The following is a 26,161-nucleotide window of genomic DNA, read 5'->3' as shown; positions in this document are numbered from 1 at the left end:
GTTCAGAGACTACAGCCGGTCTCCTCGCAGGGTCGCAGGTTCGAGTCGGCTTCGTGTTTGGCGAGGAACTCCGGAATCGGATAGTCGAACTCGGTGCCCTCCGGCGAGACGAGTCGAGTAGACCAAATCGCGTTCGTCGCCTGGTGGTCGCACGCGCGGATTTTCATCTGACCCTTCGGACCGGTGAGCGAGAGTCCCTCAAGCGAGGAGACGAGGTCGTTCGCACTCGCCGACCCCGACTCGGCGGCCGCTTTCGCGAGGAAGCGAACGCCCATGTACGACGTGAACGAGTATGTGCTCGGGTCGCTCCCGTCTCCGATCGAGCGGTAGTCTTCGACGAACCGGGCGTTCTGTTCGTTGCCCGTCTGCTCGCTGCTGAGGGCCGCGTGGTACGGAACCATACCGTAGTTCCCGATACACGCCTCTCCCGCGCCTTGCGCGAGGATTCCCGTCTGGTTGGTGATGACGTCCATCTGCTCTTTCAGTCCGAAGCTGGCGATCTGCTTCGCCGAGTTGATGCCGTCCGTCCCGGAGCACCGAACGAGGAGGAAGTCTGCGTCCGTCGACGCGACCCGCTGGATCTCCGTCGAGTAGTCCGTCGCACCCAGCTTCGGCCACACCTGTTCGACCACCTCCCCGCCGTTCTGTTCGGCGACCTCGACGAACGCCCCGACGCTCGCGCGACCCCAGGCGTAGTCGGCGCCCATCGTCGCGAACGTCTTCCCGAGGTTCTCCATCGCCCACTCCGCGTTCGGCTTCTGGTTCTGGTACGTGTGGGTGTTCGACCGAAAGGTGTACTGGTTGCAGTCCTCTCCAGTGATCGCCTCGTTGGTCGCTGTCGTGACCATCAACGGCACCTGGTTCTGCCGGGCGAAGTTGGAGACGGCGGTGGCGACCGACGAACTCCCCAGCCCGGTGAACACGTCGACGTCTCCGGACAACTCACGCGCTCGCCGAAGCCCCTGTTCGGGGTCGAGTTGCGTGTCGGCGACCTCCGTCTCGACCGTGACGTTCGTGTCGCTATCCTCGATGTGGCGCAGTGCGACCTCCATCCCGACGCGCTGGTCCACCCCGATGGCCGAGTACGGGCCACTGGTCGGGAACAGGCCACCGATTCGCAACGTGACGTCACCCCCGCCACCGCCACCGGTGCTGTTGCCCGACCCCGTCGAGTTGCCACCACCTCCGTCGTCTTCGCCACCACCACCGCCGCCGCCGCCGCCACCTGCCTGCTCGCTCGTACAGCCCGCGAGCGCTACTATTCCCCCTGCCAGCGCGCCGCCGCTCGCACGCTGGAGAAACTGTCGTCTCGTGTCCGCTGGCTCGCCTCGTGACATGAGCTATCATAGCGTAGACGAGCGTCCGGTTAAGCGTTGCCCCGGCTTCTCCCGTCTCTCGGCGGCGGCCGAGGCTCCGGGGGGGCCGTGTGGCTCGACTCGGGGCGCTCGCGGACGACTACTGCGTGATACAGCGGTACCGAGGGCGAAGTCGACGGGGAAGCGCTCTCAGTCGTCGTCGTCCCCGTCCCCTCCCCGGAGGTCGGCGAGGACGTCCCAGGTCGAGCGGCTCCGGTCGGTGAGGAAGCCGGCGATGCCGTCCGGGACGAACAGGACGAACAGGACGTACACGACGCCGAGCACGATGGGCCACCCCTCGATGAACCCGGTGAGGAGTTCGCGTGCGCCCAGCAGGAACGCGGCCCCGAAGATGACGCCCCAGAGCGTCCCCATCCCACCGATGAGCGTCACGAGCAGGGCGTCGCCGCCGGTCGACCAGTACAGCATGTTCGGCGTCAGGATGTTGAGGTACAGCCCCTGCAGGAGGCCGGCGACGCCGGCGAAGAGGCCCGCGACGACGAACACGGCCAGCTTGTAGTGCGTCGTGTCGTAGCCGAGGAACCGCGCGCGGTCCTCGTTCTCCCGGATGCTGACGAGCACTCGCCCGAACGGCGACTTCGTGAGCCGCCGCATCGCCAGGAACGAGAGCACGACGACCCAGAGGGCGAAGTAGTAGAACGTCACGTAGTCCGAAAGCGGGACGCCGAGCAGGTCGGGGCGAGCGATGAGCAGGCCGTTGTCCCCGCCGGTGAACTCGGTCGACTCGAAGACGGCGTAGTAGCCGACCATCGAGAACGCCAGCGTCAACACGGCGAAGTACACCCCCGACAGTCGGAACGCCAGCCACCCCGTGACCACCGAGATGACCACGACCGCGAGCAGGGCGAGTCCGACCGCCACGGGGAACGAGACCCCCACGTCGGGAATCAGTGGGAGGGGTCGTCCCGCCATCGCCATCCCCATCACGTACGCGGCGGCACCGTACGGGAGCGCGTGGCCGAACGAGACGACGCCGGTGTACCCGATGAGCAGGTCGTAGCTGGCCGCGAACAGCAGGAGGACGAGGAGTTCGACCGCCAGCCCTGTCCGGTAGCTGCCGTACACCTGCGGAACCGCGAGGAAGCCGACCAGCAGGGCGATGCCGATGACCCACTGGAGCCGACCGGACATCCCCGCGAAGCGCTGGCTGAGACTGACCGCCATCAGTGTTCCACCTCCGGGTCACCGAAGAGACCGCCCGGACGCACCAGCAACACGACGATCATGAGCGTGAAGATGATGATGGAGGAGAGCGACGGGATGTAGAAGCTCCCGAAGGCCTGCGCCAGGCCCGCGAGCAACGCCCCGACGACCGACCCGCGGAAGCTCCCCAGTCCGCCGATGACCACGACGACGAACGCCTCGATGACCATGTCCAGTCCCATGGCGGGGTAGACGCTCAGCATCGGCCCGGCGACGACGCCGCCGAGGGCCGCCATCCCCGCACCGACCGCGAACATGATGGTGAACGCTCGCTTGACGTTGATGCCGTTGGCCTCGACCATCGTCCGATTGGCGGTGCCGGCCCGGACGACCAGGCCGTAGCGGGTCCGCTGGAGAAATAGGTAGAGGCCGACCGCCACGACAGCCCCGAGAACGATGACGAACACGCGGTAGATGGGGAGCGCTGCCCCGGCGACCGTGAACACCCCCGTGAGCCACGACGGCCCCGCGAAGTTGAGCGCGTTCGGTCCCCAGACGAGGATGACCACCTCGTCGAGGATGAGGGCGATGCCGAACGTCAGGAGTATCTGATAGAGCGGGTCGCGCCCGTAGAGCGGTCGGAGCGTGAGGTACTCCATCAGCACCCCGATGCCGGCGACGAGGAACGGGGCGAGCAGGAGGGCCAGCAGGAACACCCCCGTTCTGTCGAACAGGACGAGGCCGAAGTAGGCCCCGAACATGTACAGCGACCCGTGCGCGAAGTTGACCACGCCCATCAGCCCGAAGATGAGCGACAGTCCGGAGGCGACGAGCAGCAGTAACATTCCGATGGCGATACCGTTCAGTGTGAGGCCGACCAGGACGCTAGCTGATGTCATACACCCTCTGCAAGAGCAGCGAAGGGGGCACGGTTAAACTTATGGGTGGGGAACACACACCAAGCGATAGGTTCTCATGATAGTGCCAACCGATTCGGGAGGAAGGTAGATGGGGGTACTGGAGACCAGCGGTCTGACCAAGCACTTCGGCGGCGTGACGGCGGTCGACGACGTCGACATCTCCGTTCCGCGGGGAGAGATCACCTCGCTGATCGGGCCGAACGGCGCGGGGAAGACCACGCTGTTCAACATGCTGGCGGGGGCGCTCGAACCCTCCTCCGGAGTGGTCCGGTTCCGGGACGAGGAGATCACCGGGCTCACGCCGGAGGCGATCGCGCGGAAGGGCGTGGCTCGGTCCTTCCAGATAACGAACGTCTTCGAGGGGCTCAGCGTCCTCGAGAACGTCTGCGTCGCGGTCCAGGCCCGGCATCGGGGTGGGTGGAACTTCTACCAGCACGTCGACAGTCGCGACGACTACACCGAGGAGGCGCTGGAGATGCTCTCGACGGTCGGTCTCGCGTCCGAGCGCGACCGCCTCGCTAGCTCGCTGTCACACGGCGACAAGCGGTCGCTCGAAATCGCGCTCGCGCTCGCCATCGGCCCCGAGTTGCTGTTGCTCGACGAACCGGCGGCCGGGATGAGCCAGGTAGAGATCGAGGAGATGCTGGACCTCATCGACGACCTCGCCGGCGAGTACACCATCCTCTTCGTCGAACACAACATGGACATCGTGATGAACATCTCCGATACGGTGCTGGTGCTGCAGAACGGGTCGATCATCGCCTCGGGGCCGCCGTCGGAGGTACAGGCAGACGAGTCGGTACAGGAGGCGTACCTGGGAGGGGTGGCCTGATGGCGAGACTCGATATCGACGCCATCGACGCGTACTACGGACAGAGCCAGGTCCTCCACGACGTCTCGCTCGACGTGAACGACGGCGAGGTCGTCGCGCTGCTCGGCCGGAACGGGGCGGGGAAGACGACCACGTTACGCAGCGTCGCCGGCATCGTCCCGCCCAGGTCGGGCCAGATTCGGTACGACGACGAGGACATCACCGGCCTGTCGACCTTCGAGATCATCCGCCGTGGTATCGGCTACGTGCCCGAAGACAGGCAGGTGTGGGAACCGCTCACCGTCGCGGAGAACCTGGAGGTGCCGGCCGGCCGCGGCGGCGAGTGGACCGTCGACGACGCGTACGAACTGTTCCCGAAGCTCTCGGAACTCCGCGAAGCCAAGGCCGGCGACCTCTCCGGCGGCGAACAGCAGATGCTCGTCATCGCACGGGGGATGCTCGGCGGGACCGACTTGCTCCTGCTCGACGAACCGAGCGAGGGGTTAGCGCCACAGATCGTCGCCGACGTTCGAGACGCGCTCGTCGACCTCAAGGACGACCTCACCATCCTGCTCGTCGAACAGAACGTGAACCTGGCGCTGTCCGTCGCCGACCGGGTCTACGTCCTCGCCAACGGCCGAATCGTCCACGAGAGCGCCGCCGACGGGCTCGAGGCCGACGACCCGACGCTGCGCGAGCACATCGCGGTGTAGTCTCTCTCCAGCGCTCGTCGGTCGGCTGACGGGAGCGTCGACGGGAAGCCGCCCGAGCGACCGACCCCGCGACGACAGACAGAAGAACGGTAACTCCTCAGTCGTCAGCCGACCGTCAGGTCGACCTCGATCTGGTTCGCCGAGGAGAGGAGCTGGTTCGACAGCTCCGTCTTCGCGTGGTCCTTCGTCAGGCGCATCGACGGGCCGTAGACGGAGATCGACCCGTGGACGCACTCCTCGCCGCGGATGGGAACACCGATCGACGCGACGCCCCGCCGGTACTCGTGCTGACTGAAGAACACGCCCTGTTGCCGATTCGTCTCCAGTTGCTCCTTGAGACGCTCCCGGCTCGTTATCGTCCGGTCGGTGAGCCGCGGCATCCCCCACTGGTCGAGTATCTCGTCGACCCGCTCGTCGGGGAGGTACGCGAGGATGGCCTTGCCCGCCGCCGCCCCGTGCATGTAGGTGTGGGTGCCGACCCGGATGGTGGTCTGGACGGCCCGGTCGCCCGCCTTCGCACAGAGCGCCGTCGCCAGCCCCTGCTCTTCGACCCAGCAGAACACGAGTTCGCCGGTCTCGTTCGCCAGGTTCTCGACCGCCGGTTTCGCGGCGGCGTAGAGGGGTTGTGCGCGTTTGACGTACTCGCCGTAGTTCAGGAACCGGAGGCCGAGTTCGTACTGTCTGTCCGTGGAGACGACGTACCCCTTCTCCTCCAGCGTCGTCAGGTGGATGTGGACCGTACTCTTCGAGAAGTCGAGATACTCGGCGAGTTCGGTGACGCCGGCCCCGTCGAGCTTCCACAGCCCCTCCATGATGTCCAGCGCCTTGTTCACCGACGCGATGGTTTTTACCTCCTCTTGCATACGTGTTGTTGGAAACCAAAGGCATAAAAGCGTTTAACATCGTTGTACTGATTCCGGCCACTATTCGACTGGATTGAACTTCTAAATGTTCTCTTACCCGTAGGTACTTCGACGCCGCATCGACGAACGCCGAACCGGGGTGGCGCTCTCTGCGGGTCGGCATCGTTCGAGCGTGTTGGACTCCGGTCCGACGTCAACGGTTAACTTGGCGGGGTCTGCACGTCGGTACGATGTCAGACGACTTCGAACTCGACGTGACGCTCACACCGGATCGCCACGACACGCTCGACGACTTCGCGGCGGTCGCGCGCGACGTCGAGGACCTCGGCTTCGACACGGTGGGCTTCGGTGAGACGACCGGCTGGGACAGCGTCGCACTGTTGACCGTCCTCGCGGACCGAACGGGGACCATCGGCATCGCCGACGAGGTCATCGGCCCGTTCTCCCGCTCACCGAGTCAGATCGCACAGGCGGCCGCGTCCGTCCAGTCGCTGGCGGACGGACGGTTCAGACTGGGCCTCGGGACGAGTTCGCCAGCGCTCGTCGAGGGCTGGCACGGCCTCTCGTTCGAACGGCCACTCCGGCGACTGCGCGAGGCCATCGATATCGTGAACCAGGCGACTGCCGGCGAGACGGTGACGTACGACGGCGAGGTGTTCACGCCGGAGGGGTTCCAGCTCGAACTCCCGACGCCGGTCGAGGTGCCCATCGACGTCGCCGCACTCGGCCCGAAGGGCGTCGAACTCGCCGGCCGGTTCGCCGACGGGTGGGTGCCACAGCTGTTCACCCCCGAGGGCCTGGAACGACGGCTGGAGGACCTCAGGCGAGGTGCCGAACTCGGCGACCGCGACCCCGACGCGCTCCGCACCTCGGTGCTCCTGCGGGCGTGTGCGCTCGAGGACGGCGAGAAGGCGAGACAGCTCGGTCGACAGCACGTCGCGTTCATGATCTCCCTGTACGGCCCCTTCTACCGGCAGTCCATCGCGGACCAGGGGTACGAAGGGATGGTCGAGACGGTCCGCGGCCACTGGCAGGACGGTGACCGCGAGGCGGCGGTCGCTGCCGTCGAGGACGAGGTGCTCGACGGCCTCGTCGCCTGCGGGACGCCCGACGAGGTCAACGCCATCGTCGACGAGTTCGCCGCCATCGACGGCTGTGATGCCGTCCGAATCGGCTGGGTCGGACCGGCAGACGACGACGCCATCGAGGCGACGATGCGGGCCGTCGCGCCGAACAATCGGTGACGCAACGGGACGGACATCCTGGCGGCTACCGGAACGCGCGTCGGTTCACTCGGGACGCTGGAACTCGGGGTCGAACAGCGCGGCGGAGTCCGGGTCGGGGTCGCCGGGCGTGCAGTTGTACTCCGAGAAGTCCTCGACGCCGACCTCGCGCAGTATCTCCTCGTCGTACACCGAGTTGCCGCTGAACTCGCTCGGGTCACGGGACAGGAGTTCCAGCACCGTATCCGCGAGGATGTCGGGCGTCCGCCAGTCGTCTTCGGTGCCGAGCCCGAAGTACCGCGACGCCCGCGTGTCGATGGTCGTCACCGGCCAGAACGTGTTCGCTGCGACGCCGTGCTCGCGGAGTTCGTCGGCCAGCGACAGCGTGACGAACGTCATCCCCATCTTCGACCAGGCGTACGCGGCCTGGCCCGGCGCACGGTCGACCTGGATGGGGGGCGCGTTCGTCAGGATGTGGCCACCGCCGATCTCCTCGAGATGCGGGACGAACGCTCGCGAGGTGGCGTACGTGCCCCGGACGTTGACGTCGGCGACGAGGTCGAACCGGTCGGCCGGCATCTCCTCGACGGACGCGATCTGGATGGCACTGGCGTTGTTGATGACGATGTCGACCTCGCCGAACTCGTCGATGGCCTGCTGCGCGGCGGCCTCCACCTGGTCGACGTCGCGGAGGTTCAACTGGATTGGAAGCGCCTCGACACCTCGTTCCTCGCAGGCGTCGGCGGTCTTGTGGATGGTCCCCTCCAGGTCTGAGTCGCTGTCGTCGACGGTCTTGCCCGTCGAGACGACGTTGCAGCCGGCGTCCGCCAGCGAGAGTGCGATCTCCTTGCCGATACCCCGTGTCGTACCCGTGATGAAGGCGGTCCGTCCGCTCAGGTCGGGCGTTTCGAGCGCCATGCACGTCGCTTCGTGAGAAGAACCCTCAAGCTTGTCGTCCCGGCAACCCTCACGCTGCAGACGACGCTGGGGTCCGTCACGGACGACGCCAGCGGTCGTCGGTCACTCCTCGCCCTCGACGATGCGCTTCGCGCGCGCTGCGAGCGTCGGCACGCGCTCTTCCATCTGCGGGTACGTGTCGTCGTCCGCGTTGCCCTCGAGGTGCCGGCGGAAGAACATCTCCCCGAGCGCCCCGAGCTTGTACACCGCCAGTGCTCGGTAGAAGCGGTCGTTCGCGAACTCGAGACCGGTGGCGGACTCGTACCGGTCGACCAGTTCGTCGCGGGTCGGGTAGCCGTCCCGGAGCAGGAACTCCGCCCCGCCGGCGGTACCGACGGCGGCCGACTGGTCGCCGTCGTCGGGCCAGTACGAGAGCAGCCACCCGAGGTCGGCGAACGGGTCGCCGAGCGTCGACATCTCCCAGTCGAACACCGAGCGGACCGTCGGCGGCGGCGACGTCTCGAACATGACGTTGTCCAGCTTGTAGTCGCCGTGAACGAGCGCGTGTGGCGGGTCCTCGGGGACGTTCGCCTGAAGCCAGTCGGTCAGTTCGTGGACCGCCGGCACGTCGCGTTCGTCCGTCGTGACCTCGAACGCCCACTCGTACTGGCGTTGCCAGCGGTCGACCTGGCGCTGGGTGAACCCGTCCGGTCGGCCGAACTCCTCCAGACCGACCGCCTCGTAGTCGACCCGGTGGATGGACGCTAGCGTGTCGACCATCTGCTCACCGAGTCGGCGACGGTGGTCGGGGGCCGCGAACTGGTCCGGTTCCTCGTCGCGAATCACGACGCCGCGTTCGCGCACCATCACGTAGAAGTCGCTCCCGATGACGTCGTGGTCGTCGCAGGCGAGGACCGTCTCCGGAACCGGGACGTCGGTTCCCTGGAGTGCCTCCATTACCGTGTACTCCCGGAGGACGTCGTGGGCCGTGTCGGCAGTCTCGCCCGGCGGTGGCCGTCGGACGACCAGGTCGCGGTCCCCCCACGTGACGAACAGCGTCTCGTTGGAGTGCCCCCCGGCGTGCCGGTCGACCTCGAACGTGTCCGTCGCTCCGAGGTGGCTTTCGAGGTACGATTCGAGCGCGTCTACGTCGACGAGGCGCTCGAAGTACGAGTCGTCGCTCTCACTCACGAGTCCTCACCCTCCAGTCGTTCCATACGAGGCGTGCGAGGCCCACCCACATAAGCGTGGACGGACCGACGAACCACGTCGTCGATAGCGACCCCGTTCACCACGGAGACGAACAGCGGACGCCGCCGGTGAGCGAAGGGAGAATCAGTGTGTCGGGTCAGCGCGTCCGGTCGTCGGTGATGGTCGTCAGCAGGTCCTCTATCTGGCCGGGGACGATGTACTGGAACCAGGCGCTCCTGACGTCGTCGCTCTCCCCGGTGTGGTACCGGTGCGCGCCGGCCACACCTCTGGTCAGCATCGTGAACGTCGAGAACGCCTGCCAGTACCGGACCCGGTCCCGGTCGACCGTCCGGCCCGTCCGTCGCTCGTACTCGTCGTACAACCACTCGCGCTCGACCAGGGCGCTCGCCAGTTCCGGCCGTTCGATGGGGTCGAGGAGCTTTCCGGCGAAGTACCGCGTGCTCGCGTAGCCGAGGTCGTACAGCGGGTCGCCGACCTGTGCGAGTTCCCAGTCGAGGACGCCCGTGAGTTCATCGTCGGTGACGAGGACGTTCCCGATGCGGAAGTCCCCGTGGACGAGCGTCGTCTCGGTGACCTCGGGTTTGTTGGCCCGGAACCACCGCAGCGCCTCCTGAATCGCCGGCTCCCGTTTCAGCCTCGTCTCCTCGTAGATGCGCTCGTACGTGTCGAGTTCCCGGTCGACGACGGCCTCGGGGTCCGTCTGCTCCAGGAACGGGACGTCCTGGGGGGAGACGGTGTGGATGGCGGCGACGGCGTCGACGAACTGGCTCGGAAGCGTGTTCTCCGGGTCGTCCCACGCGTCGTAGAGCCGCTGTCGGTTGCGCGGGTCCCAGGTGATGAGCGCGTCGCCGTCGAGGTGTTCGACGACGAAGAAGGGCCCGCCGAGGACGGCGGGGTCCGACTCGTAGAGGTAGGGTTCCGGTGCCGGGACGCCCGCCTCGTAGCCGGCCTTCATCGTTCTGAACTCCGTCTCGATGTCGTTCCGGGTGTCCGTCGCGTCGTCGACGTCGTCGTAGTCGGTGCTGATGCGGACGACGAAGCGCTGGGACGTCTCCGCGCCGTCGTCGGCCCAGTGGCCCGTGAACGAGATGGTCCGGCGCGACCAGCCCTCCGTGTGGCTCAGGACGTCCGTCACGTCGACGGGGCCGTCGGCCAGTCGGCCAGAGAGGTACGTCGAGAGGTCCTCCGCGACGGTGTCGAGGTCGGCCGTCATTCCGCCTCTCGCCCGAGCATCCGCAGTTGCGACTCGACGCGCGTCTCGAGGAACCCGTACAGCGGGGTGCGGACGGCCCGCGCCGTCTCGCGGTCGAGTCCCTCGTCGACGGCTTCGAGGAGGTCGGCGCTCGCCTCGACGAGCACTCGCTCGTGTTCGTAGACGTCGTCGCGGGGAGCGTTCGATACGCGTCGACGCGTCTCCTCGACGCTCACCGAGAGGTCCGCTCCCTCGACGGCCGCGTCGTCCAGGACGTCATCCGCGTCGTCCAGCGCCGCGAGTAGCGCCTCGTGCTGTGTTTCGACGCTCTCACCCATCCCCCCCAGTTCCTTCGAGAGGAACGAGAGGGTGCTGGACATCGACCCGACCTGTGCTTCGAGGAACTCGTCGCCCTCACCGGTGATGGCCGGCCGGACGTCGTCGCGAGCGAACGACGAGAACCGGTCGAGAACGAGTTCCGGACGAAGGTATGGCATAGCACACGCCACTCGGTGTGTCGATAAGAAACTGTCGGCGCTGCCGACGGTTTGGGTGCGCTCTGCCACGGGCGGGCCCCGCGTGTTCGGCGACGTGATAACACTTATCAGGACCGGTTCTGAAGGGTTCTGCGATGCGCGTAAGCAACGCGATTGGAGAGATAGACTTCTCCGGCCAGACGGCTATCGTCACCGGCGGAGCGTCGGGCATCGGACGGCAGATCAGCGACACGTTCGCCGCACTCGGTTCGAACGTCGCCATCGCCGACATCGAGGAGGGGCCAGCCGAGGAGGCGGCCGCCGAACTGGAGGACGACCACGACGTCGAGGCCATCGCGGTCGAGACCGACGTCTCGTCGTACGACGCCGTCACCGAGATGGTCGAGACCGTCGACGACGCGTTCGGTCGAATCGACAGCCTCGTCAACAACGCCGGCATCGGGGAGAGCAAACCGTTCGTCGACACCGAACCGGAGGGCTGGGAGAAGATCGTCGGCGTCTGTCTCTACGGGACGATGAACTGCACGCACGCCGTCCTCCCCCACATGACCGAGCAGGACGAAGGCGGCGCTATCGTCAACTTCGCCAGCGACTCGTTCAAGGGGAACGACCCAGGACTGTCCGTCTACGGGGCGGCGAAGGCGGGGAACGTCTCGTTCACCCGGACCGTCGCCCACGAGGTCGGGGGCGACGGCGTCCGCGTGAACTGCCTGTCGCCGGGCACGACGAAGACGCCGGCGACCGCCGAGTGGATCGAGGAGTACGAGGAGAAGATCCTCGAGTCGTACGCGCTCGACCGTATCGGCGAACCCGAAGACCACGCCGACGCCGTGGCGTTCCTCTGTAGCGACGCCGCCGACTGGGTCACCGGCGAGGTGCTCAGCGTCAACGGCGGCTACATCCGCGGCTAGCGCGCGTCGATAGGCGCGGGACCCCTCTCGGGCCGGTCGGCTCGTCGTTCTTCTCGCCGTGTGCAGAGAATCAGAGGGTGCGGAGCGTCGCCGACGACCGACCGGTCAGTCGCGCAGTTCTCCCACGATGGTCTGTTTCTGCATCTCGTCGGTACCCTCGGTGAGTCGCTTCCCACGAGAGGTCCGGTAGCGTTCCTCGATGGGTTCGCGCCTGGAGTACCCCGACCCACCGTGGACCTGCATGGCGACGTCGGCGGCCCGGTTCTCCAGGGTGGCCGCCGAGAGCTTCGCCATGGCGATCTCCTTGCGCGCGTCGCGGTCGTCGTCGACCTTCCAGGCGGCGTAGCGATAGAGCTGTCGCGTCCGCTCGACGTCGGTCGCCACCTCGGCGAGCGGGAACGAGATGCCCTGTCGTTCGACGAGCGGTTTCCCGAACGTCTCGCGGTCCTCGGCGTAGTCGAGCGCCTTCTCGACGAGGAACTCGGCCGAGCCGACGCAGCCGGCGGCGACGTTCAGCCGCGCGTTCCCGATCCAGTTCATCGCCTGGTAGAACCCCGCCCCTTCGTCGCCGAGGAGCTGGTCGTCGCCGACGCGACAGTCGTCGAACCGGAGCTTCGAGGGGGCGACCCACGCGTGTCCCATCGGCCGGTGGACGTCGCCCACCTCGAAGCCGGGCGTGTCGGCGTCGACGAGGAAACAGGAGATGCCACCGACCTCGCCCGCGTCGCCACTCGTCCGAGCGAACACCATCGCGAAGTCGGCGTACGGGCCGTTGCTGATCCACGACTTCTCGCCGTCGATGACCCACTCGTCGCCTGCGGGTCCGCTGACCCGTTCGGCGGTCGTCTCCAGGAAGTTCGGGTCGCTCCCGTGGTCCGGTTCGGTGAGTGCGAAGCAGGTGGTCTTCTCGCCGGCCATCAGCGGGTCGAGGTACTCCTCGCGCTGCGCCTCGTCGCAGGCGAGCAGGATGGGTGTCGGCCCGCCACCCGCGCCCTGCACGGCGTACGTGTGGAACCCTGGCGGACGGTTCTCCAGGAACTCCGAGACGATGGCGCTGGTGAGCGTGTCGACGCCCCGGCCACCGACCGACTCCGGCATGCTCATCCCCCAGAAGTCCGCCTCCGCAGCGCGTTTGCGAATCGTCTCCTTCAGGTCGAGGTACTCGGGGACCTGCTCGAAGTTCTCGTCGAAGATGTGTCGCTCCGCGTCGGGGCCGAGGAATCGCTCGTGGTCCTCCTCGAGCGGTTCGATCTCGCGCTCGATGAACGCCGAGAGTTCGTCCTTCAGGTCGGTCGCGGCTGCTGGCTCCTCGAAGTCCATGGTACGGGATGGCATCACCACCGCAATAAATCCCGGTGCGCGGTGGGTCGGTGGCTGGGAAGGATTTACATACCACAGTCCGGTCTGCACGGGCATGCACGGGATGACCATCGGGTACCTCGCCGAGCGCAACGCCCGCAAGTGGCCGGACCGCGAGGCGGTCGTACACCGGGCGAACGGCGAGCGACTCGTCACTCACACGTTCGAAGCGTTCGACGACCGGACCGACCGACTCGCGGCGGGACTCGCCGAGCGGGGCGTCGAGAAGGGCGACAGCGTCGCGCTGTACACGAAGAACAACGCCGAGACGCTCGAAGCGTTCGTCGGGGCGATGAAGCTCGGCGCGCTGGTCGTCCCCGTCAACCACCGGTTCAAGGGCGAGGAGGTCCGCTACGTCCTCGAGGACAGCGACGCGAGCCTCTGTCTCGTCGACGACTTCGGCGCGGAGACGCTCGCGGACGTCCGCGACGCCGTCGACCACGTCGTCTCCGTCGACGACCCGCCGTCGTTCGCCGACTCCTACGAGGCGCTCCTCGCCGACGACCCGACGACCCTCGACGCCGACGTCGGTCGACTGGACGAGGCCGGCATCATGTACACCTCGGGGACGACCGGTGACCCGAAGGGCTGTGTCTACACCCACGACAACCTCGTCCAGCTGGCGCAGGACGCCGCCGAGGCGTGGGCGTTCCTCGAACCGGGCAACCGTCACCTCGTCTCGACGCCGCTGTTCCACGTCGGCGCGTTCGTCCCCTTCCTGAACAACTTCTACGCAGGGGGCGCGACCGTCGTCGTCGACGGGTTCGACGCAGAACGGACGCTCTCGCTGATCGAGGCGGAGCGGGTGAACTCGACGTACCTCGTCCCGACGCAGACCCGGATGCTGCTGGACCTCGACGCGTTCGACGCGTTCGACGTCTCCAGCCTCGACACGTACAGCACGGGAGCCGCGCCGGTCGGGGCGGCGCTCAAGCGAGAGACGATGGACCGCTTCGACTGCGACGTCATCGAGACGTTCGGTCAGACGGAGGCGCTCTGTCTCCACCTCCTCCCGGATGACGCCATCGAGAAGGCCGACAGCGTCGGCGAGTCGATGTTGAACCTGGGCGCGAAGGTCGTCGACGAGGGCGGCGAGGAACTGCCACCGGGCGAAGTGGGCCGCATCGCCTACCGCGGGCCGACCGTCTTCGACCGGTACCACGGGATGCCCGAGAAGACCGCCGAGGTGTTCGACGACGGCTGGTTCGTCTCCGACGACCTCGTCCACCGCGACGAGGACGGCTTCTTCCACTTCGTCGGCCGCGCCGACGACATGATCATCACCGGCGGCGAGAACGTCCACCCGGCCGAGATAGAGGAGGTGCTCCACGACCACCCCGACATCGCGGAAGTCGCCGTCATCGGCGTCCCAGACCAGGAGTGGGGCGAGGCCGTGAAAGCGTGTGTCGTCGCGGCCGAGGGGTCCTCACTCTCCCAGTCGGACGTCGTCGCACACGTGGCGGCTCGGCTGGCGGACTTCAAGAAGCCGCGACGAGTCGAGTTCTACGACGAACTGCCGCGCAACCCGACCGGCAAGGTGCTCAAGAGCGAACTGGCGTGAGTACTCGCACGTGGATCGGTCGTCGGAGACCGTTCACGCCGCGCGAAGGTCTTCGAGTACGTCCGCCCAGTAGTCGCTGCCGTCGAACTGTAGCTGGACGCGGTCGGCGACGCCCCCGTACGTCTCGACGATCTCTTCACCGAGGTCCTCGGGCGGTGCGCGGATGGCGAACGCGTCGACCATCTCGTCGGTGACCAGTTCGGTCATCTCGCCCCACTGGTCGTCCTTCGACAGCTCGTGGAGTTCCATGCCGACGTCCTTCCAGCCGTGGAGTTCGAGGACGTCGTGGTACGTCCGCGTCGACCCGTAGAACGCGATGCGCCGTTTCGCTTCCTGGAGCATCTCCCGACGTTGCTCCTCGGTCTCGCCGGTGACGAGGAACGGACTGGCCGAGAGGTCGACCGCCTCGGGGTCGCGGTCGCCGATGTTCGCGCCCTTCTCGACGAGCGGGGCGATGACTTCGTCGGTGTACTTCGGCGTGTTGAACGCGTGCATGCAGAGGCCGTCGGCGACCTCGCCGGCCATCGTGAGCATGTACTCGTTGACGCCGGCCGTCCAGATGGCCGGTGGCCCCTCCTCGATGGGGCCAGGATTGAACTCCTCGGTCATCAGCGAGAACTCGTAGAACTCGCCGTCGAAGTCCAGGTCGTCGGCTTCACCCTGGAACACGTCGAAGATGTGGCGAAGCGCCAGGACCTCCTCGCGGAGCCGTGGCCCCGGTCGCTCCCACTCGAAGTCGACGGAGAACCGCCGCTCGTTGTGCCCTTTCACCTGCGTCCCGAGGCCGAGGACCATCCGGCCGTTCGAGTATCGCTGCAGGTTCCACGCCATGTACGCCAGCACCATCGGTGAACGCGTGAACGACGTGGCGATGCGGGTTCCCAGTTCGACGGTCGAGGTGTGTTCGGCGACCAGCGACAGCGGGAGGAACGGGTCCGTGTCGAGTTCCGACGCGAACACCCCGTCGAAGCCGAACTCCTCCGCCTTCCTCGCGAGGTCGGCGGTCTCGTCGGACAGTCCCTGGACGCCGACGTCTATCTTGAGCTCGCTCATCGGCTACACCACTCGCGCTCGGCCTGTTAACTGTACTCATCTGTCGGGGAGGTAGCAACGGATACGGACGCCAGCGAGTCGACTCCGAAGAGATGGTGTCGAGTCGTCCTAGAGTGTGTCACGCACTAACATGTATCCGAACCCGCGGTTCGGGTCGTACCGTGTCGACGAGCGACATCGACGACGCCGTCCTCCTCGACGTGGACGACGGGGTCGCCACGGTCAGGCTGAACAGACCCGAGCGACGGAACGCACTCTCCCCGGACGTGATAGCTGGCGTCACGGACGCGTTCGAGGACCTCCAGGCGCGCGACGACGTGCGCTGCGTCGTCGTGACGGGCAGCGAAGGCGTGTTCTGTGCTGGCGGGGACATCGAGAGCATGGGCGAACGCGAGCGGACGACCGCCGCCGACGCCGTCGAGCGCATCACGGACAGCGCCCACGACCTCGTCGAGACCGTCGCGACCTTCCCGCTCCCGGTCGTCGCGAAACTCGGCGGGCCGGCGTTCGGCGCTGGCGGTGCCATCGCACTGGCCTGCGACGTCCGGGTGGCGAGTACGGACGCGAAGATCGGGTTCGGGTTCCGGCAGGTCGGTCTCACCATCGACTCCGGACTCTCGCACTTCCTGCCGCGACTGGTCGGCCGAGGCCGGGCCAAGGACCTCGTGTTCAGCGGCGAGTTGGTCGACGCGCAGCGAGCGGCCGACCTCGGCCTGTTCGAACGGGTGTTCGACGCCGAGACGTTCGACGAACGTGCCGACCGGTACGTCCAGCAGGTCGCCAGCGGACCGACGGCGGCGCTCAGACACTCCAAGCGCCTCCTCGACAGCAACGGTGACCAGTCACTCCGGGGCGCGCTGCAGTCCGAGGCGACCGCACAGGCGGCCCTCATGGACACGGCCGACCACGAGGAGGGCGTCAGCGCCTTCCAGGAGGGACGAGAGCCCGAGTTCGAGGGACACTGACACGGGGACCGGTCGTCGGCCGCGTCGACCGTCGACCGGGCGAACCTATTTGTCGGAAACGATGGTACCGTTCCTCATGGAGTTCGGCATCCCGGAGGAGATACAGGAACTGCTCGACGACCTGGACCAGTTCATCGAAGAGGAGATCGAACCGCTCGAAGCGGAACACGAGGAGTTCTTCGACGAGCGACGGGAACACGCGCGGACGGACTGGGAGCGGGACGGTCAACCCGCAGAGGAGTGGGAAGACCTGCTCTCGGAGATGCGACGGCGGGCCGACGAGGCGGGCTTCTACCGGTACGCGCTCCCCGAGCGGATGGGCGGGCAGGGAGGGACGAACCTCGGGATGGCCATCGTCAGAGAACACCTCGCTCACAAGGGAGTCGGCCTGCACAACGTGCTCCAGAGCGAGGCCTCCATCGTCGGCAACCACCAGTTCCCCCAGATTCTCGAACGGTTCGGGACCGACGAGCAACAGGAGCTCATCGAGGACGTCACCAGCGGCGAGGTGTTCGTCGCCTTCGGTCTGACCGAGCCGGAACACGGGTCGGACGCGACGTGGATGGACACCAGTGCCGAACGGGTCGGCGGTCCCGCGGGCGACGAGTGGGTCATCGACGGCGCCAAACGCTGGAACAGCGGGATGCACGTCGCCGACTACGACCTCGTGTTCGCCCGGACGAGCGGCGAGGACGGCGACGGCGAGGGCATCACCGCCTTCCTCGTCCCGACGGACGCCGACGGGTTCGAGGTCGAGTACTTCTGGTGGACGTTCAACATGCCGACCGACCACGCCGAAGTCTCTCTCGACGGCGTCCGCGTGCCCGACAGCGCCATCGTCGGCGAGGAGGGCAAGGGGCTGCACGTCGCCCAGCGGTTCGTCCACGAGAGCCGCATCCGGCAGGCGGCCGCGAGCCTCGGCGCGGCGCAGTTCTGCATCGACGAGGCGGTCGACTACGCCAAGGAGCGCGAGACGTGGGGCGAACCGCTGGCCTCCCGGCAGGCCATCCAGTTCCCGCTGGCGGAACTGCACACGGAAGCCGAGATGCTCCGCAACACCGTCCGGAAGACCGCCGCGGCCCTCGACGACGAGGGGCAGATGATCACCGAGTCGGGGTCGTCGGTGAGCGAACTGGTCGCGATGTGCAACTACACCGCCAACAACCTCGTCTGCCGAGCCGCCGACCAGGCGATGCAGGTCCACGGCGGCGTCGGCTACAGTCGCCACAAACCGTTCGAGCACATCTACCGCCACCACCGCCGCTACCGCATCACCGAGGGCGCAGAGGAAATCCAGAAACGCAGAGTCGCCGGCCACCTCTTCGACTACATCTGACCGAGTGGGCTGCGGTCGAGGGTGACGGTGCGAGGGGACGAGGTGACGGCGGCTCCCACCCTCGGCGACAGTGTTATTACGCGGTGTCGGGATGTGTCACGATATGTCACGACTGGACGCCTATCACTTCTACGAGCGCGACTGGGAGAGCTACGAGGCGCTCCGCGAGGCGTTCGAGTGGGAGATTCCCGAGCGGTTCAACATGGCCGAGTACGTCTGCGACCAGTGGGCCGACGACCCGGAGCGAGTCGCGTTCTACGCCGAGTCCGCGGCCGGCGAGCGCCGAACCCTGACGTACGGGGACGTTCAGGAGGAAGCGAACCGACTCGCCAACTACCTCGCGTCGGCGGGCGTCGAGCGGGGCGACCGCGTGGGCATCTGTCTTGGACAGCGCCCTGAGGCCGCCATCGCTCACGTCGCCATCTGGAAACGCAACGCCGTCTCGGTCCCGCTCAGCACGCAGTTCGGGCCGGACGCGCTCGGCTACCGCCTCGACGACTGCGGCGCTATCGGGTGCGTCGTCGGTCCGTCGAGCGCCGACACGCTCCGCGAGGTGCGCGACGACCTCGACGCGCTGGAGACCGTGCTGACCGTCGACGCTCCCCCGACGTCGGCGGAGGCCGAGTGGAGCGCCATCGACGAGGCGTCCGCACGGTTCGAGCGCGAGCCCACGGACCCCGAGGACGACGCCACCATCATCTACACGAGCGGGACGACCGGCAACCCGAAGGGAGTGTTGCACGCCCACCGCCTGCTGCTCGGTCACCTCCCGGCGTTCGCCGAGAACTTCCTGGCGGCCGGCACCACCGACGGGACGGTCTTTCGGACGCCCGTCGAGTGGTCGTGGATCGGGTCGCTGTTCTCGATGGTGATGCCGACGCTGTTCTACGGTCGACCGCTCGTCGCCTACGACGCGGACCGGTTCGACCCCGAGACGGAGTTCGAACTCGTCGAGCGCTACGGCATCACGAACTGGGGCGGCCCGACGACGGCGCTCCGCATGATGATGCAGGTCGACGCGCCGACCGACCGGTTCGACGTCGCGTCCATCGAGTCGGTGTCGGCCGGCGGCGAGGCGGTCGGCGAGAGCGTCATCACGTGGGTGACGGAGACGTTCGACGGCGCGTCGTTCGAGGAGGCGTACGGACAGACCGAGGCGAACCTCGTCGTGGGCGACTGCAGCGCGTTGCGACCGGTTCGCGCCGGGAAGATGGGGCTGGCAGTGCCGGGCCACGAGGTGACGGTCGTCGACCCCGAGACGGCCGAACCGACCGTCGAAGCGGGCGAGGTGGGCGAGATTGCAGTCCGGTACGAGGGCGACCCGGTCTGTTTCGTGGAGTACTGGGACGAACCCGACCTGACCGACGAGAAGGTGCGAAACGGGTGGCTCCTCACCGAGGACCTCGGGACGGTCGACGAGGAGGGCTACTTCTCGTTCGAAGGGCGGACCGACGACGTCATCATCACCTCGGGCTACCGGGTTAGTCCCGAGGAGATCGAGGAAACGCTCGCCAGTCACGACGCCGTGGCCGACGTCGGCGTCATCGGCGTCCCCGACGACCAGCGAGGCGAGGTCCCGAACGCGTTCGTCGTCGTCGCCGACGGGACCGAGGGGTCCGCGACCCTGAAACGGACGCTCGAAGAGCGCGTGAAGGACCGCCTCGCCCCGTACGAGTACCCCCGGCGAATCGAGTTCGTCGACGAACTCCCGAAGACGTCGACCGGGAAGGTCCGCCGTGAGTCGCTCCGCGAACGAGTCGCCACCTCAGACTCCTGAGGGCCGACGCGCCGGCCACGCCGGTCGGCGGCGACCGTAGGAACCGTCACGTTCCTGTTACCATCGGGCAACGATTAAGTGCACTTCGCTGAACAACGTTCACGAGATATGCATACACTTGGCATCGACATCGGAGGGACGTTCACGGACTTCACGCTGGTCGACGAGTCGGCCAGAGAGGTCACCACCGAGAAGGAACCGACGACGCGGGACAACCCGGCGGTCGGTGCCCTCGCCGGGGCGCGTCGGCTGCTCTCCGAACGGGGCATCGCCGCGAGCGACGTGGGGACGGTCATCCACGGGACGACGCTCGTCTCGAACACGCTCATCGAGAAGACCGGTGCGACGACCGGCCTGCTGACGACGGCGGGCATCCGCGACTCCCTGGAACTCCGCCGCGGGTCGCGGTACGACATGTTCGACTGGGACATGGAGTACCCCGACCCGCTGGTGCCGCGTGACCGACGCCTCGAACTCGACGAGCGACTGGACGACGACGGAGCGGTGGTTCGACCCATCGACCGCGACGAGGTCCGCGACCGGGCGGCGACGCTCGTGGAGGACCACGGGGTCGACTCCATCGCGGTGTCGCTGTTGCACTCGTACGTCGACGACGGTCACGAGCGGGTCGTCGAAGACGTCCTCGCCGAGTCGTACCCCGACGTGAACGTCTCGCTGTCGTCGGCGGTCGTTCCGGTCATCCGGGAGTACGAGCGGACGTCGACGACGGCCATCAACGCCTACGTCGCCCCGGTCGTCGAGGACTACCTCGACTTCCTGCGCGAGGAACTCCGCGACGAGGGGTTCGAGGGCGAGGTCTACCTGATGACGTCGAGCGGCGGCGTCGTCGACATCCAGACCGCGAAGGCCGAACCCATCCGCCTCGTCGAGTCCGGGCCGGCCGCCGGCGTCCTCGCCTCCCGAATCTTCGGCGACGACCACGGCTACGACGACGTCTTCTCGTTCGACATGGGCGGGACGACCGCGAAGGGTGCCATCGTCCGCGACGGCGACGTCCCGATGAAGTACCAGACCGACGTCGCTCGCGTCCACCGGTTCCGCGAGGGGAGCGGCTACGACATCATCTCGCCGCAGATCGACCTGACGGAGATCGGCGCCGGTGGCGGGTCCGTCGCCTCGGTCAATGACGCGGGACTCGTCGAGGTCGGCCCGGAGTCCGCTGGGTCCGACCCCGGCCCCATCTGTTACGACCAGGGGGGCGACAGACCGACGGTGACCGACGCCTCCCTCCTGCTGGGCTTTCTCGACCCCGAGAACTTCTACGGCGGGCGCATGGACCTCGCCGCAGAGCGGACGCGCTCGATCTTCGAGGCCGAGCTCGCCGACCCGCTCGACGTCTCGGTCACGGACGCCGCGTGGCGCGTGTTCGAGGTCGTCAACGAGAACATGGCGACCGCCTTCCGTCGCTACGCGGCGAGTCGCGGCGTCGACACGCGGGGACTGAGCATCACCGCACTCGGCGGAGCCGGGCCGTCACACGCGTTCCGGATCGCCCAGAAACTCGGCTTCGAGGAGGTCATCTGTCCGTTCGGCGCGGGCGTCGGCTCCTCCATCGGACTCACCGAGGCCCCCCGGATGTACGAGACGAGTTCGACCCACCAGTCGGTCGTCTCGGCGCTCGACCGGGAGGCCTTCGAACGGCAGTTCCAGCCCCTCTACGAGGAGGCCCGTGCGGTGCTCTCCAGAGCGAACGTCGACGAGGGACGGGTGTCGACCACCCTCAGTCTCGACATGCGGCACGTCAACCAGGGCCACGAGATAAAGGTCCCGCTGCCCGGCTACGACGTCGACGAGGTGACCCCGGAAGTCGCCTGTGAGGCGTTCGAGCGGACCTACGAGGAGAAGTTCAACCGCGAGACGCTGGAGTTCCCGGTCGAGGTCCTGAACTATCGGCTCGAACTCCGGGAGGCGTCCGACGAGACCGACATCGCCCAGTTGGCAGCGCCCGCCGACGACGCCACCGACCCCGACGGCCGCGAGGTCTACTTCGGCGACGAACACGGCTCGGTCGAGACCGACGTCTACCGCTGGGCGACACTCGACCCGGGGAGCGAACTCGCGGGGCCGGCGGTCGTCGAGGCCGACCAGACGACGGTCGTGGCCGACCCCGACTCGACGGTGCACGTCGCCGAGAACTACGACGTAACGATCGAACTCGACCAATGAACACTCGAACAGAACCGATTTCACGGCAGTCGCTGGCGACCGACCGAACACCCGGAGCGCAGGCAGGGCAGAGTCATCGAGCGGTGAGACAGTACGCGTTCGAGACAGTCGTGAGGTATACGTGGTCGTGTGCTGACGATGCACACGACCGAGATGAGTACCACGAGACCCGACGGCGACGGACCGACGCCGCACCGACGCGCGTCCTGGGGGTTGCCTCATGAGTAGTGGCGAATCGGGCCCGAGCGACCTGGAGACCCAGGTGCTGTGGAACCGCCTGCAGGCGACCGCCGACGAGATGTACGACGCCGCCGAGCGACTCGCGTTCTCGTTCAGCATCCGCGAGGCGGCCGACGCGTCCACGGCGGTGATGACTGCCGACGGCGAGGCGATCGGGCTCTCGGCACAGAGCGTCCCCGTCCTCTCGGGGAGTCTCTCGCGGACGACGCGAGCGATTCTCGACGAGCACTTTCCGCCCGAGGACCTCGAACCGGGCGACACCATCGTCACGAACGACCCCTGGATCGGCGGGGGGCACCTCTCCGACGTCGTCGTCCTCGACCCGGTGTTCGTCGACGACGACCTGGTCGGGATAACGGGCGCGCTCGGTCACACCGACGACGTCGGCGGCAACCGCGGAGGCTGGTCGACCGACGCCGGTCAGGTGTACGAGGAGGGGCTACTGATACCGCCGACGAAGCTCTACGAGGCCGGCGAGCGCAACGAGGCGGTCGACGCGTTCGTCAGGGGCAACGTCCGCATCCCTCACCAGGCGACCGGCGACATCGAAGCGCTGCGCTCGGGGAACACGCTGGGCGAGCGCCGCCTCACGGAGGTCGTCGAGGAGTACGGCCGCGAGACGTTCGACCGGGTGACCGAGCAGGTCATCGACCGGTCCGAGCGCGCGCTCCGAGAGCGACTCGCCGACCTCCCCGACGGCACCTACGAGAGCGAGGTGTCGTTCGAGGTCAACGACCTCGACGTCACCATCGCCGTGGCCGTCACCGTCGACGGCGACGACCTGCTCGTCGACTTCGAGGGGACCTCCGACCAGGTCGACGGGGGCCTCAACTGTCCGTTCGGCAACGTCGTGACCGTCACCGAGTACGTCGTCAAGTGCATGCTGGTCCCGGACCTCCCGAACTCGGAGGGCTACTTCCGGCCCATCGAGGTCCGCGCACCCGAGGGCTCGGTCCTCAACTGCGACCGGCCGGTGGCGACGATGGGCCGTCACCTCACCTACTCGCAGGCGGAGGACGCGCTCATCCGCGCGCTCGGGCAGGTCGTCCCCGAGTCGGCGCTCAGCGAGATGGCCGGTATCCAGCTCGCGGCGTTCAGCGGACAGGACGAGAACGACGAGGAGTTCATCGCCGTCTCCGGTACCGCTGGCGGGATGCCCGCCCGCGCGAACAAGGACGGGACGCCCGCGGTGTTCTTCCCGTACAACGGCAAGTCGACGCCGATAGAGATGTTCGAGCGCTACGGTCCCATCCGGTGGGAGGCGACCGAGATGGTCCCCGACCGCGAGGGGGCCGGCGAACAGCGGTCGGGGCCGGCGATGCGTGTCGCCATCCACAACCCGACCGAGCGGCCGGTCTACTACAGTCTCACCTCCGGTCGGGCCGACGAGGGGCCCGAGGGGTTCGACGGCGGCGAGGCCGGGCAGCCGGCCACCGTCTCCTCGGACGCGGCCGACGACGTCGCACCGAACGGACCGGGAGTGCTCCAGCCCGACGAGACGCTGACGTTCACCTCCGCGACGCCAGGGGGGTACGGCGACCCCGAGGAGCGCGACCCGGCGCTCGTCGAACGCGACGTCCGCCTGGGGTACGTCTCGCCGGAGCGAGCCCGCGACGTGTACGGCCACGACCCGGAGTGACCGACCGTGAGGTACCACGTCGAACCATGACCGGGTTCGTGCGGTCGTCCGAGGAGGTCGCCGCGATTCGAGACCGGATGGCGACGAACCGGTTCGTCGACACCCGGTCGGTCTCCGTCAGGTACCGAACCCGGCAGGACGTCGTCGAGGAGGTCCTCCCGCCGGGACTGGACCCGACCGACGACCCGCGAGTCGAAGCGGAGGTCGTTCAGGTCGGTCGGAGTAACTGCGTCGGGTCGTTCGACGGCAGCGGGCTGTACGTCCGGGCCGAACACGAGGGGACTGTCGGCAGCTACTGTCTGTGGATGGCGATGTCGACGGACGCCGCGGTCCGCTGGGGTCGTGAACTGCTCGGCGAACCGAAGAAGCGCGCCGAAATCGGGCTGGACCGCGACGGCGACGAGGTCGCCGGCCGAGTCGCCCGGCGTGGCGAACACCTCCTCGGCGTCGACGCGACCACGGACTCGCGACGGGACATCGACCCCGCCCCCCGGACCGTGTTCCACTACAAGTACCTGCCCGACGTGACCGGCGGTGGGTTCCAGTTCGACCCCACGCTCGTCCGCGTCGACTTCGAGAGCGACCTCCACCGCTTCGAGACCGGTCCGGGGGCGGTGACGCTCGGCCGGACCGACCACGACCCCCTGGCCGACGTCACCGTCGAAGAGACCCTCGGGGCCGCCTACGCCGAAGCAGACCTGACGTCGAGCCAGACCGAACTCGCGACGGTCGACCCCGAGGCGTTCGCCCCCTACGCCCTCGCCCGAGGGGCCGACGACTGGTTGGCGCTGGACGACCTCTAGGTGGCCAGGTCGTCGCGGTCACGGGGCCGACGTCGTCGTCGAACGCGAACGGCGCATCAGCCGTCCGCTGGGTCGCCGCCGAACCCCCGATGGTCCGCGAAGAAGGTCCGCACGTCGTCGACGAACAGGTCGGGGACCTCCATCGCGGCGAAGTGGCCGCCCTCGGGCATGTCGACCCAGTGCTCGATGTCGTACACCGCCTCCGCCCAGGCGCGGGGCGTCCGCGACACCTCCACCGGGTAGCGGGCGTGCCCGGTCGGCACGTCGACGCTGTCGGGGACGACCTCGGCGAACTCCGTCTCGTAGTACAGCCGCATCGAGGCGTTGATGGTTCCCGTGAGCCAGTAGACGCTCAGGTTGTCGAGCAGTCGGTCGCGGTCGAAACTCGACTCGACGTCGCCGTCGCTGTCGCTCCAGGTCAGGAACTTCTCGACGATCCACGCCGCGAGGCCGACCGGCGAGTCGGTGAGCCCGTAGGCGAGCGTCTGGGGCTTCGTCGACTGTATCGCCTGGTAGCCGGTCTCGCCGTCGCGGGCCGCTTTCGTCGCCTCGTAGTCGGCCATCCCCTCCTCGTCGAGCATTCCGGTCGGGTCCTCGAACCGAGAGGGCGAGACGAACAGGAGGTTCGTGTGGATAGCGGCGACGCGGTCCGGGCGTGTCGCGCCCAGTATCGCCGTTATCAGCGCCCCCCAGTCACCCCCCTGGGCGACGTAGCGGTCGTAGCCGAGGCGGTCCATCAGGTCGTCGAACACGGTGGCGATTCGCCGGACGTCGTAGCCCGGTTCGTCGGTCGGTCCCGAGAACCCGTACCCCGGCAGCGACGGCGCGACGACGTGGAACGCGTCGCTCGTGTCGCCGCCGTGAGCCGACGGGTCACTCAGCGGGCCGAGGACGTCGAGGAACTCCGCGACCGAACCGGGCCAGCCGTGACTCAACAGCAACGGGACGGCGTCGGGGTCGGGCGAGCGCACGTGGTAGAAGTGGACCCGCTGGCCGTCGACGCTCGTCGTGAACTGGTCGAACCGGTTGAACCGCCGTTCGAACGCATCCCAGTCGAACTCGTCGCGCCAGTACTCACAGAGCGTCCGGAGGTACGTCGGGTCGGCACCGTACTCCCAGCCGGGAACCGGCGGGTCGTCGGGCCAGCGTGCGTCGTCCAGCCGCCTCCGGAGGTCGTCGACGGCCACCTCCGAGACGTCCACCTCGAACGGCCGTATCGAGTCCTCAGTACCCATTGTCCGTCGTCACGCGTGCTGTGGTCCGCCGTCGTCCGGCGTCGGCGGGCGGGCAGTCGTTCGCGGTCCGTGCCTCGCTCCTCGGTTCGTCGTGGTCGATCATCCGTGTGGCCGTGCGAGCCGACAACGTATACCAGTTCACCCGTGAGAGCCCCCTTCTCGGATGCCCGTGACGAATCCCCCATCGACGAGTAGTAGAGGAGCAATCGTGTCCCGCTCTGCGAAACACTTTAGTTTCGTTGTTGCTA

General features: G+C 67.6%; 22 protein-coding genes. 11 read left to right on the top strand and 11 right to left on the bottom strand.

Going from position 1 to position 26,161, the window contains the following annotated elements; all coding sequences use genetic code 11:
- Positions 1-2: 2 nt before the first annotated feature.
- The 3 genes from MX571_RS19595 to MX571_RS19585 all read right to left on the bottom strand — a co-directional run bounded on the left by MX571_RS19595 (position 3) and on the right by MX571_RS19585 (position 3,418).
- Positions 3-1,337 (bottom strand): ABC transporter substrate-binding protein, encoded by a 1,335-nt coding sequence (locus MX571_RS19595; protein WP_247420426.1) that lies wholly within the window; start codon positions 1,335-1,337, stop codon positions 3-5.
- 168 nt (positions 1,338-1,505) lie between these two features.
- Complete coding sequence (locus MX571_RS19590) at positions 1,506-2,540, bottom strand: branched-chain amino acid ABC transporter permease (protein WP_247420424.1); 1,035 nt, start codon at positions 2,538-2,540, stop codon at positions 1,506-1,508.
- A complete protein-coding gene (locus MX571_RS19585) occupies positions 2,540-3,418 on the bottom strand; it encodes a branched-chain amino acid ABC transporter permease (RefSeq protein ID WP_247420422.1) in 879 nt (292 codons plus the stop codon). Before MX571_RS19585 ends, MX571_RS19590 begins: the two co-directional genes overlap by 1 nt.
- A 109-nt stretch (positions 3,419-3,527) precedes the next feature.
- On the opposite strand from MX571_RS19585, the gene MX571_RS19580 reads away from it, so the two are divergent.
- A complete protein-coding gene (locus MX571_RS19580; RefSeq protein ID WP_247420420.1) occupies positions 3,528-4,271 on the top strand; it encodes an ABC transporter ATP-binding protein in 744 nt (247 codons plus the stop codon).
- A complete protein-coding gene (locus tag MX571_RS19575) occupies positions 4,271-4,963 on the top strand; it encodes an ABC transporter ATP-binding protein (protein WP_247420419.1) in 693 nt (230 codons plus the stop codon). Before MX571_RS19580 ends, MX571_RS19575 begins: the two co-directional genes overlap by 1 nt.
- A gap of 104 nt (positions 4,964-5,067) precedes the next feature.
- Here the strand turns inward: MX571_RS19575 and MX571_RS19570 are convergent, their stop codons facing one another.
- A complete protein-coding gene (locus MX571_RS19570; protein ID WP_247420417.1) occupies positions 5,068-5,826 on the bottom strand; it encodes an IclR family transcriptional regulator in 759 nt (252 codons plus the stop codon).
- A gap of 230 nt (positions 5,827-6,056) precedes the next feature.
- On the opposite strand from MX571_RS19570, the gene MX571_RS19565 reads away from it, so the two are divergent.
- Entirely contained in the window at positions 6,057-7,070 is a 1,014-nt protein-coding gene (locus MX571_RS19565; protein WP_247420416.1) for a TIGR04024 family LLM class F420-dependent oxidoreductase, read from the top strand.
- A gap of 45 nt (positions 7,071-7,115) precedes the next feature.
- Here MX571_RS19565 and MX571_RS19560 read toward each other — a convergent pair whose 3' ends face one another.
- The 4 genes from MX571_RS19560 to MX571_RS19545 form a co-directional block, all read right to left on the bottom strand.
- Positions 7,116-7,967, bottom strand: a complete 852-nt coding sequence (locus MX571_RS19560; protein WP_247420413.1) for an SDR family oxidoreductase — start codon at positions 7,965-7,967, stop codon at positions 7,116-7,118.
- Between the two features lie 102 nt (positions 7,968-8,069).
- Positions 8,070-9,137, bottom strand: a complete 1,068-nt coding sequence (locus tag MX571_RS19555) for a phosphotransferase family protein (protein ID WP_247420410.1) — start codon at positions 9,135-9,137, stop codon at positions 8,070-8,072.
- A 157-nt stretch (positions 9,138-9,294) separates the two neighbouring features.
- Positions 9,295-10,371 (bottom strand): phosphotransferase family protein, encoded by a 1,077-nt coding sequence (locus MX571_RS19550; RefSeq protein WP_247420408.1) that lies wholly within the window; start codon positions 10,369-10,371, stop codon positions 9,295-9,297.
- On the bottom strand, positions 10,368-10,847 hold the full coding sequence (locus tag MX571_RS19545; RefSeq protein WP_247420405.1) for a hypothetical protein: 480 nt from the start codon (positions 10,845-10,847) through the stop codon (positions 10,368-10,370). The genes MX571_RS19550 and MX571_RS19545 overlap by 4 nt, the downstream gene beginning before the upstream one ends.
- 134 nt (positions 10,848-10,981) lie before the next feature.
- Here MX571_RS19545 and MX571_RS19540 point away from each other — a divergent pair, with 134 nt between their 5' ends.
- A complete protein-coding gene (locus MX571_RS19540) occupies positions 10,982-11,758 on the top strand; it encodes an SDR family NAD(P)-dependent oxidoreductase (RefSeq protein ID WP_247420389.1) in 777 nt (258 codons plus the stop codon).
- A gap of 105 nt (positions 11,759-11,863) precedes the next feature.
- Here the strand turns inward: MX571_RS19540 and MX571_RS19535 are convergent, their stop codons facing one another.
- Positions 11,864-13,093, bottom strand: coding sequence for an acyl-CoA dehydrogenase family protein (locus MX571_RS19535; RefSeq protein ID WP_247420371.1), 1,230 nt, complete (start codon positions 13,091-13,093; stop codon positions 11,864-11,866).
- 79 nt (positions 13,094-13,172) lie between these two features.
- Here MX571_RS19535 and MX571_RS19530 point away from each other — a divergent pair, with 79 nt between their 5' ends.
- Complete coding sequence (locus MX571_RS19530; protein WP_247420368.1) at positions 13,173-14,678, top strand: class I adenylate-forming enzyme family protein; 1,506 nt, start codon at positions 13,173-13,175, stop codon at positions 14,676-14,678.
- A 33-nt stretch (positions 14,679-14,711) separates the two neighbouring features.
- Here the strand turns inward: MX571_RS19530 and MX571_RS19525 are convergent, their stop codons facing one another.
- Positions 14,712-15,731 (bottom strand): TIGR03617 family F420-dependent LLM class oxidoreductase, encoded by a 1,020-nt coding sequence (locus tag MX571_RS19525; protein WP_247420366.1) that lies wholly within the window; start codon positions 15,729-15,731, stop codon positions 14,712-14,714.
- 161 nt (positions 15,732-15,892) lie between these two features.
- Between MX571_RS19525 and MX571_RS19520 the strand changes: the two genes are divergently transcribed.
- The 6 genes from MX571_RS19520 to MX571_RS19495 all read left to right on the top strand — a co-directional run bounded on the left by MX571_RS19520 (position 15,893) and on the right by MX571_RS19495 (position 24,678).
- Positions 15,893-16,696, top strand: a complete 804-nt coding sequence (locus tag MX571_RS19520; protein WP_247420363.1) for an enoyl-CoA hydratase/isomerase family protein — start codon at positions 15,893-15,895, stop codon at positions 16,694-16,696.
- Positions 16,697-16,772: 76 nt separating this feature from the next.
- Positions 16,773-18,032, top strand: coding sequence for an acyl-CoA dehydrogenase family protein (locus MX571_RS19515; protein ID WP_247420359.1), 1,260 nt, complete (start codon positions 16,773-16,775; stop codon positions 18,030-18,032).
- Positions 18,033-18,135: 103 nt separating this feature from the next.
- Positions 18,136-19,809: an acetate--CoA ligase gene (locus MX571_RS19510; protein WP_247420356.1), complete on the top strand. Its 1,674-nt coding sequence runs from the start codon at positions 18,136-18,138 to the stop codon at positions 19,807-19,809.
- A gap of 108 nt (positions 19,810-19,917) precedes the next feature.
- Positions 19,918-21,996 (top strand): hydantoinase/oxoprolinase family protein, encoded by a 2,079-nt coding sequence (locus tag MX571_RS19505; RefSeq protein ID WP_247420353.1) that lies wholly within the window; start codon positions 19,918-19,920, stop codon positions 21,994-21,996.
- 220 nt (positions 21,997-22,216) lie between these two features.
- Positions 22,217-23,875 (top strand): hydantoinase B/oxoprolinase family protein, encoded by a 1,659-nt coding sequence (locus MX571_RS19500; protein WP_247420349.1) that lies wholly within the window; start codon positions 22,217-22,219, stop codon positions 23,873-23,875.
- 26 nt (positions 23,876-23,901) lie between these two features.
- Positions 23,902-24,678: an acetoacetate decarboxylase family protein gene (locus MX571_RS19495; protein WP_247420346.1), complete on the top strand. Its 777-nt coding sequence runs from the start codon at positions 23,902-23,904 to the stop codon at positions 24,676-24,678.
- 56 nt (positions 24,679-24,734) lie between these two features.
- Here MX571_RS19495 and MX571_RS19490 read toward each other — a convergent pair whose 3' ends face one another.
- On the bottom strand, positions 24,735-25,913 hold the full coding sequence (locus MX571_RS19490; protein ID WP_247420343.1) for an epoxide hydrolase family protein: 1,179 nt from the start codon (positions 25,911-25,913) through the stop codon (positions 24,735-24,737).
- Between the last annotated feature and the right edge of the window lie 248 nt (positions 25,914-26,161).

Origin of the sequence: Halomarina salina, assembly GCF_023074835.1 — an archaeon.
GTDB lineage: Archaea > Halobacteriota > Halobacteria > Halobacteriales > Haloarculaceae > Halomarina > Halomarina salina.
The sequence above is the reverse complement of the archived record's forward strand: the minus strand, read 5'-3'. Positions and strand labels throughout refer to the sequence as shown.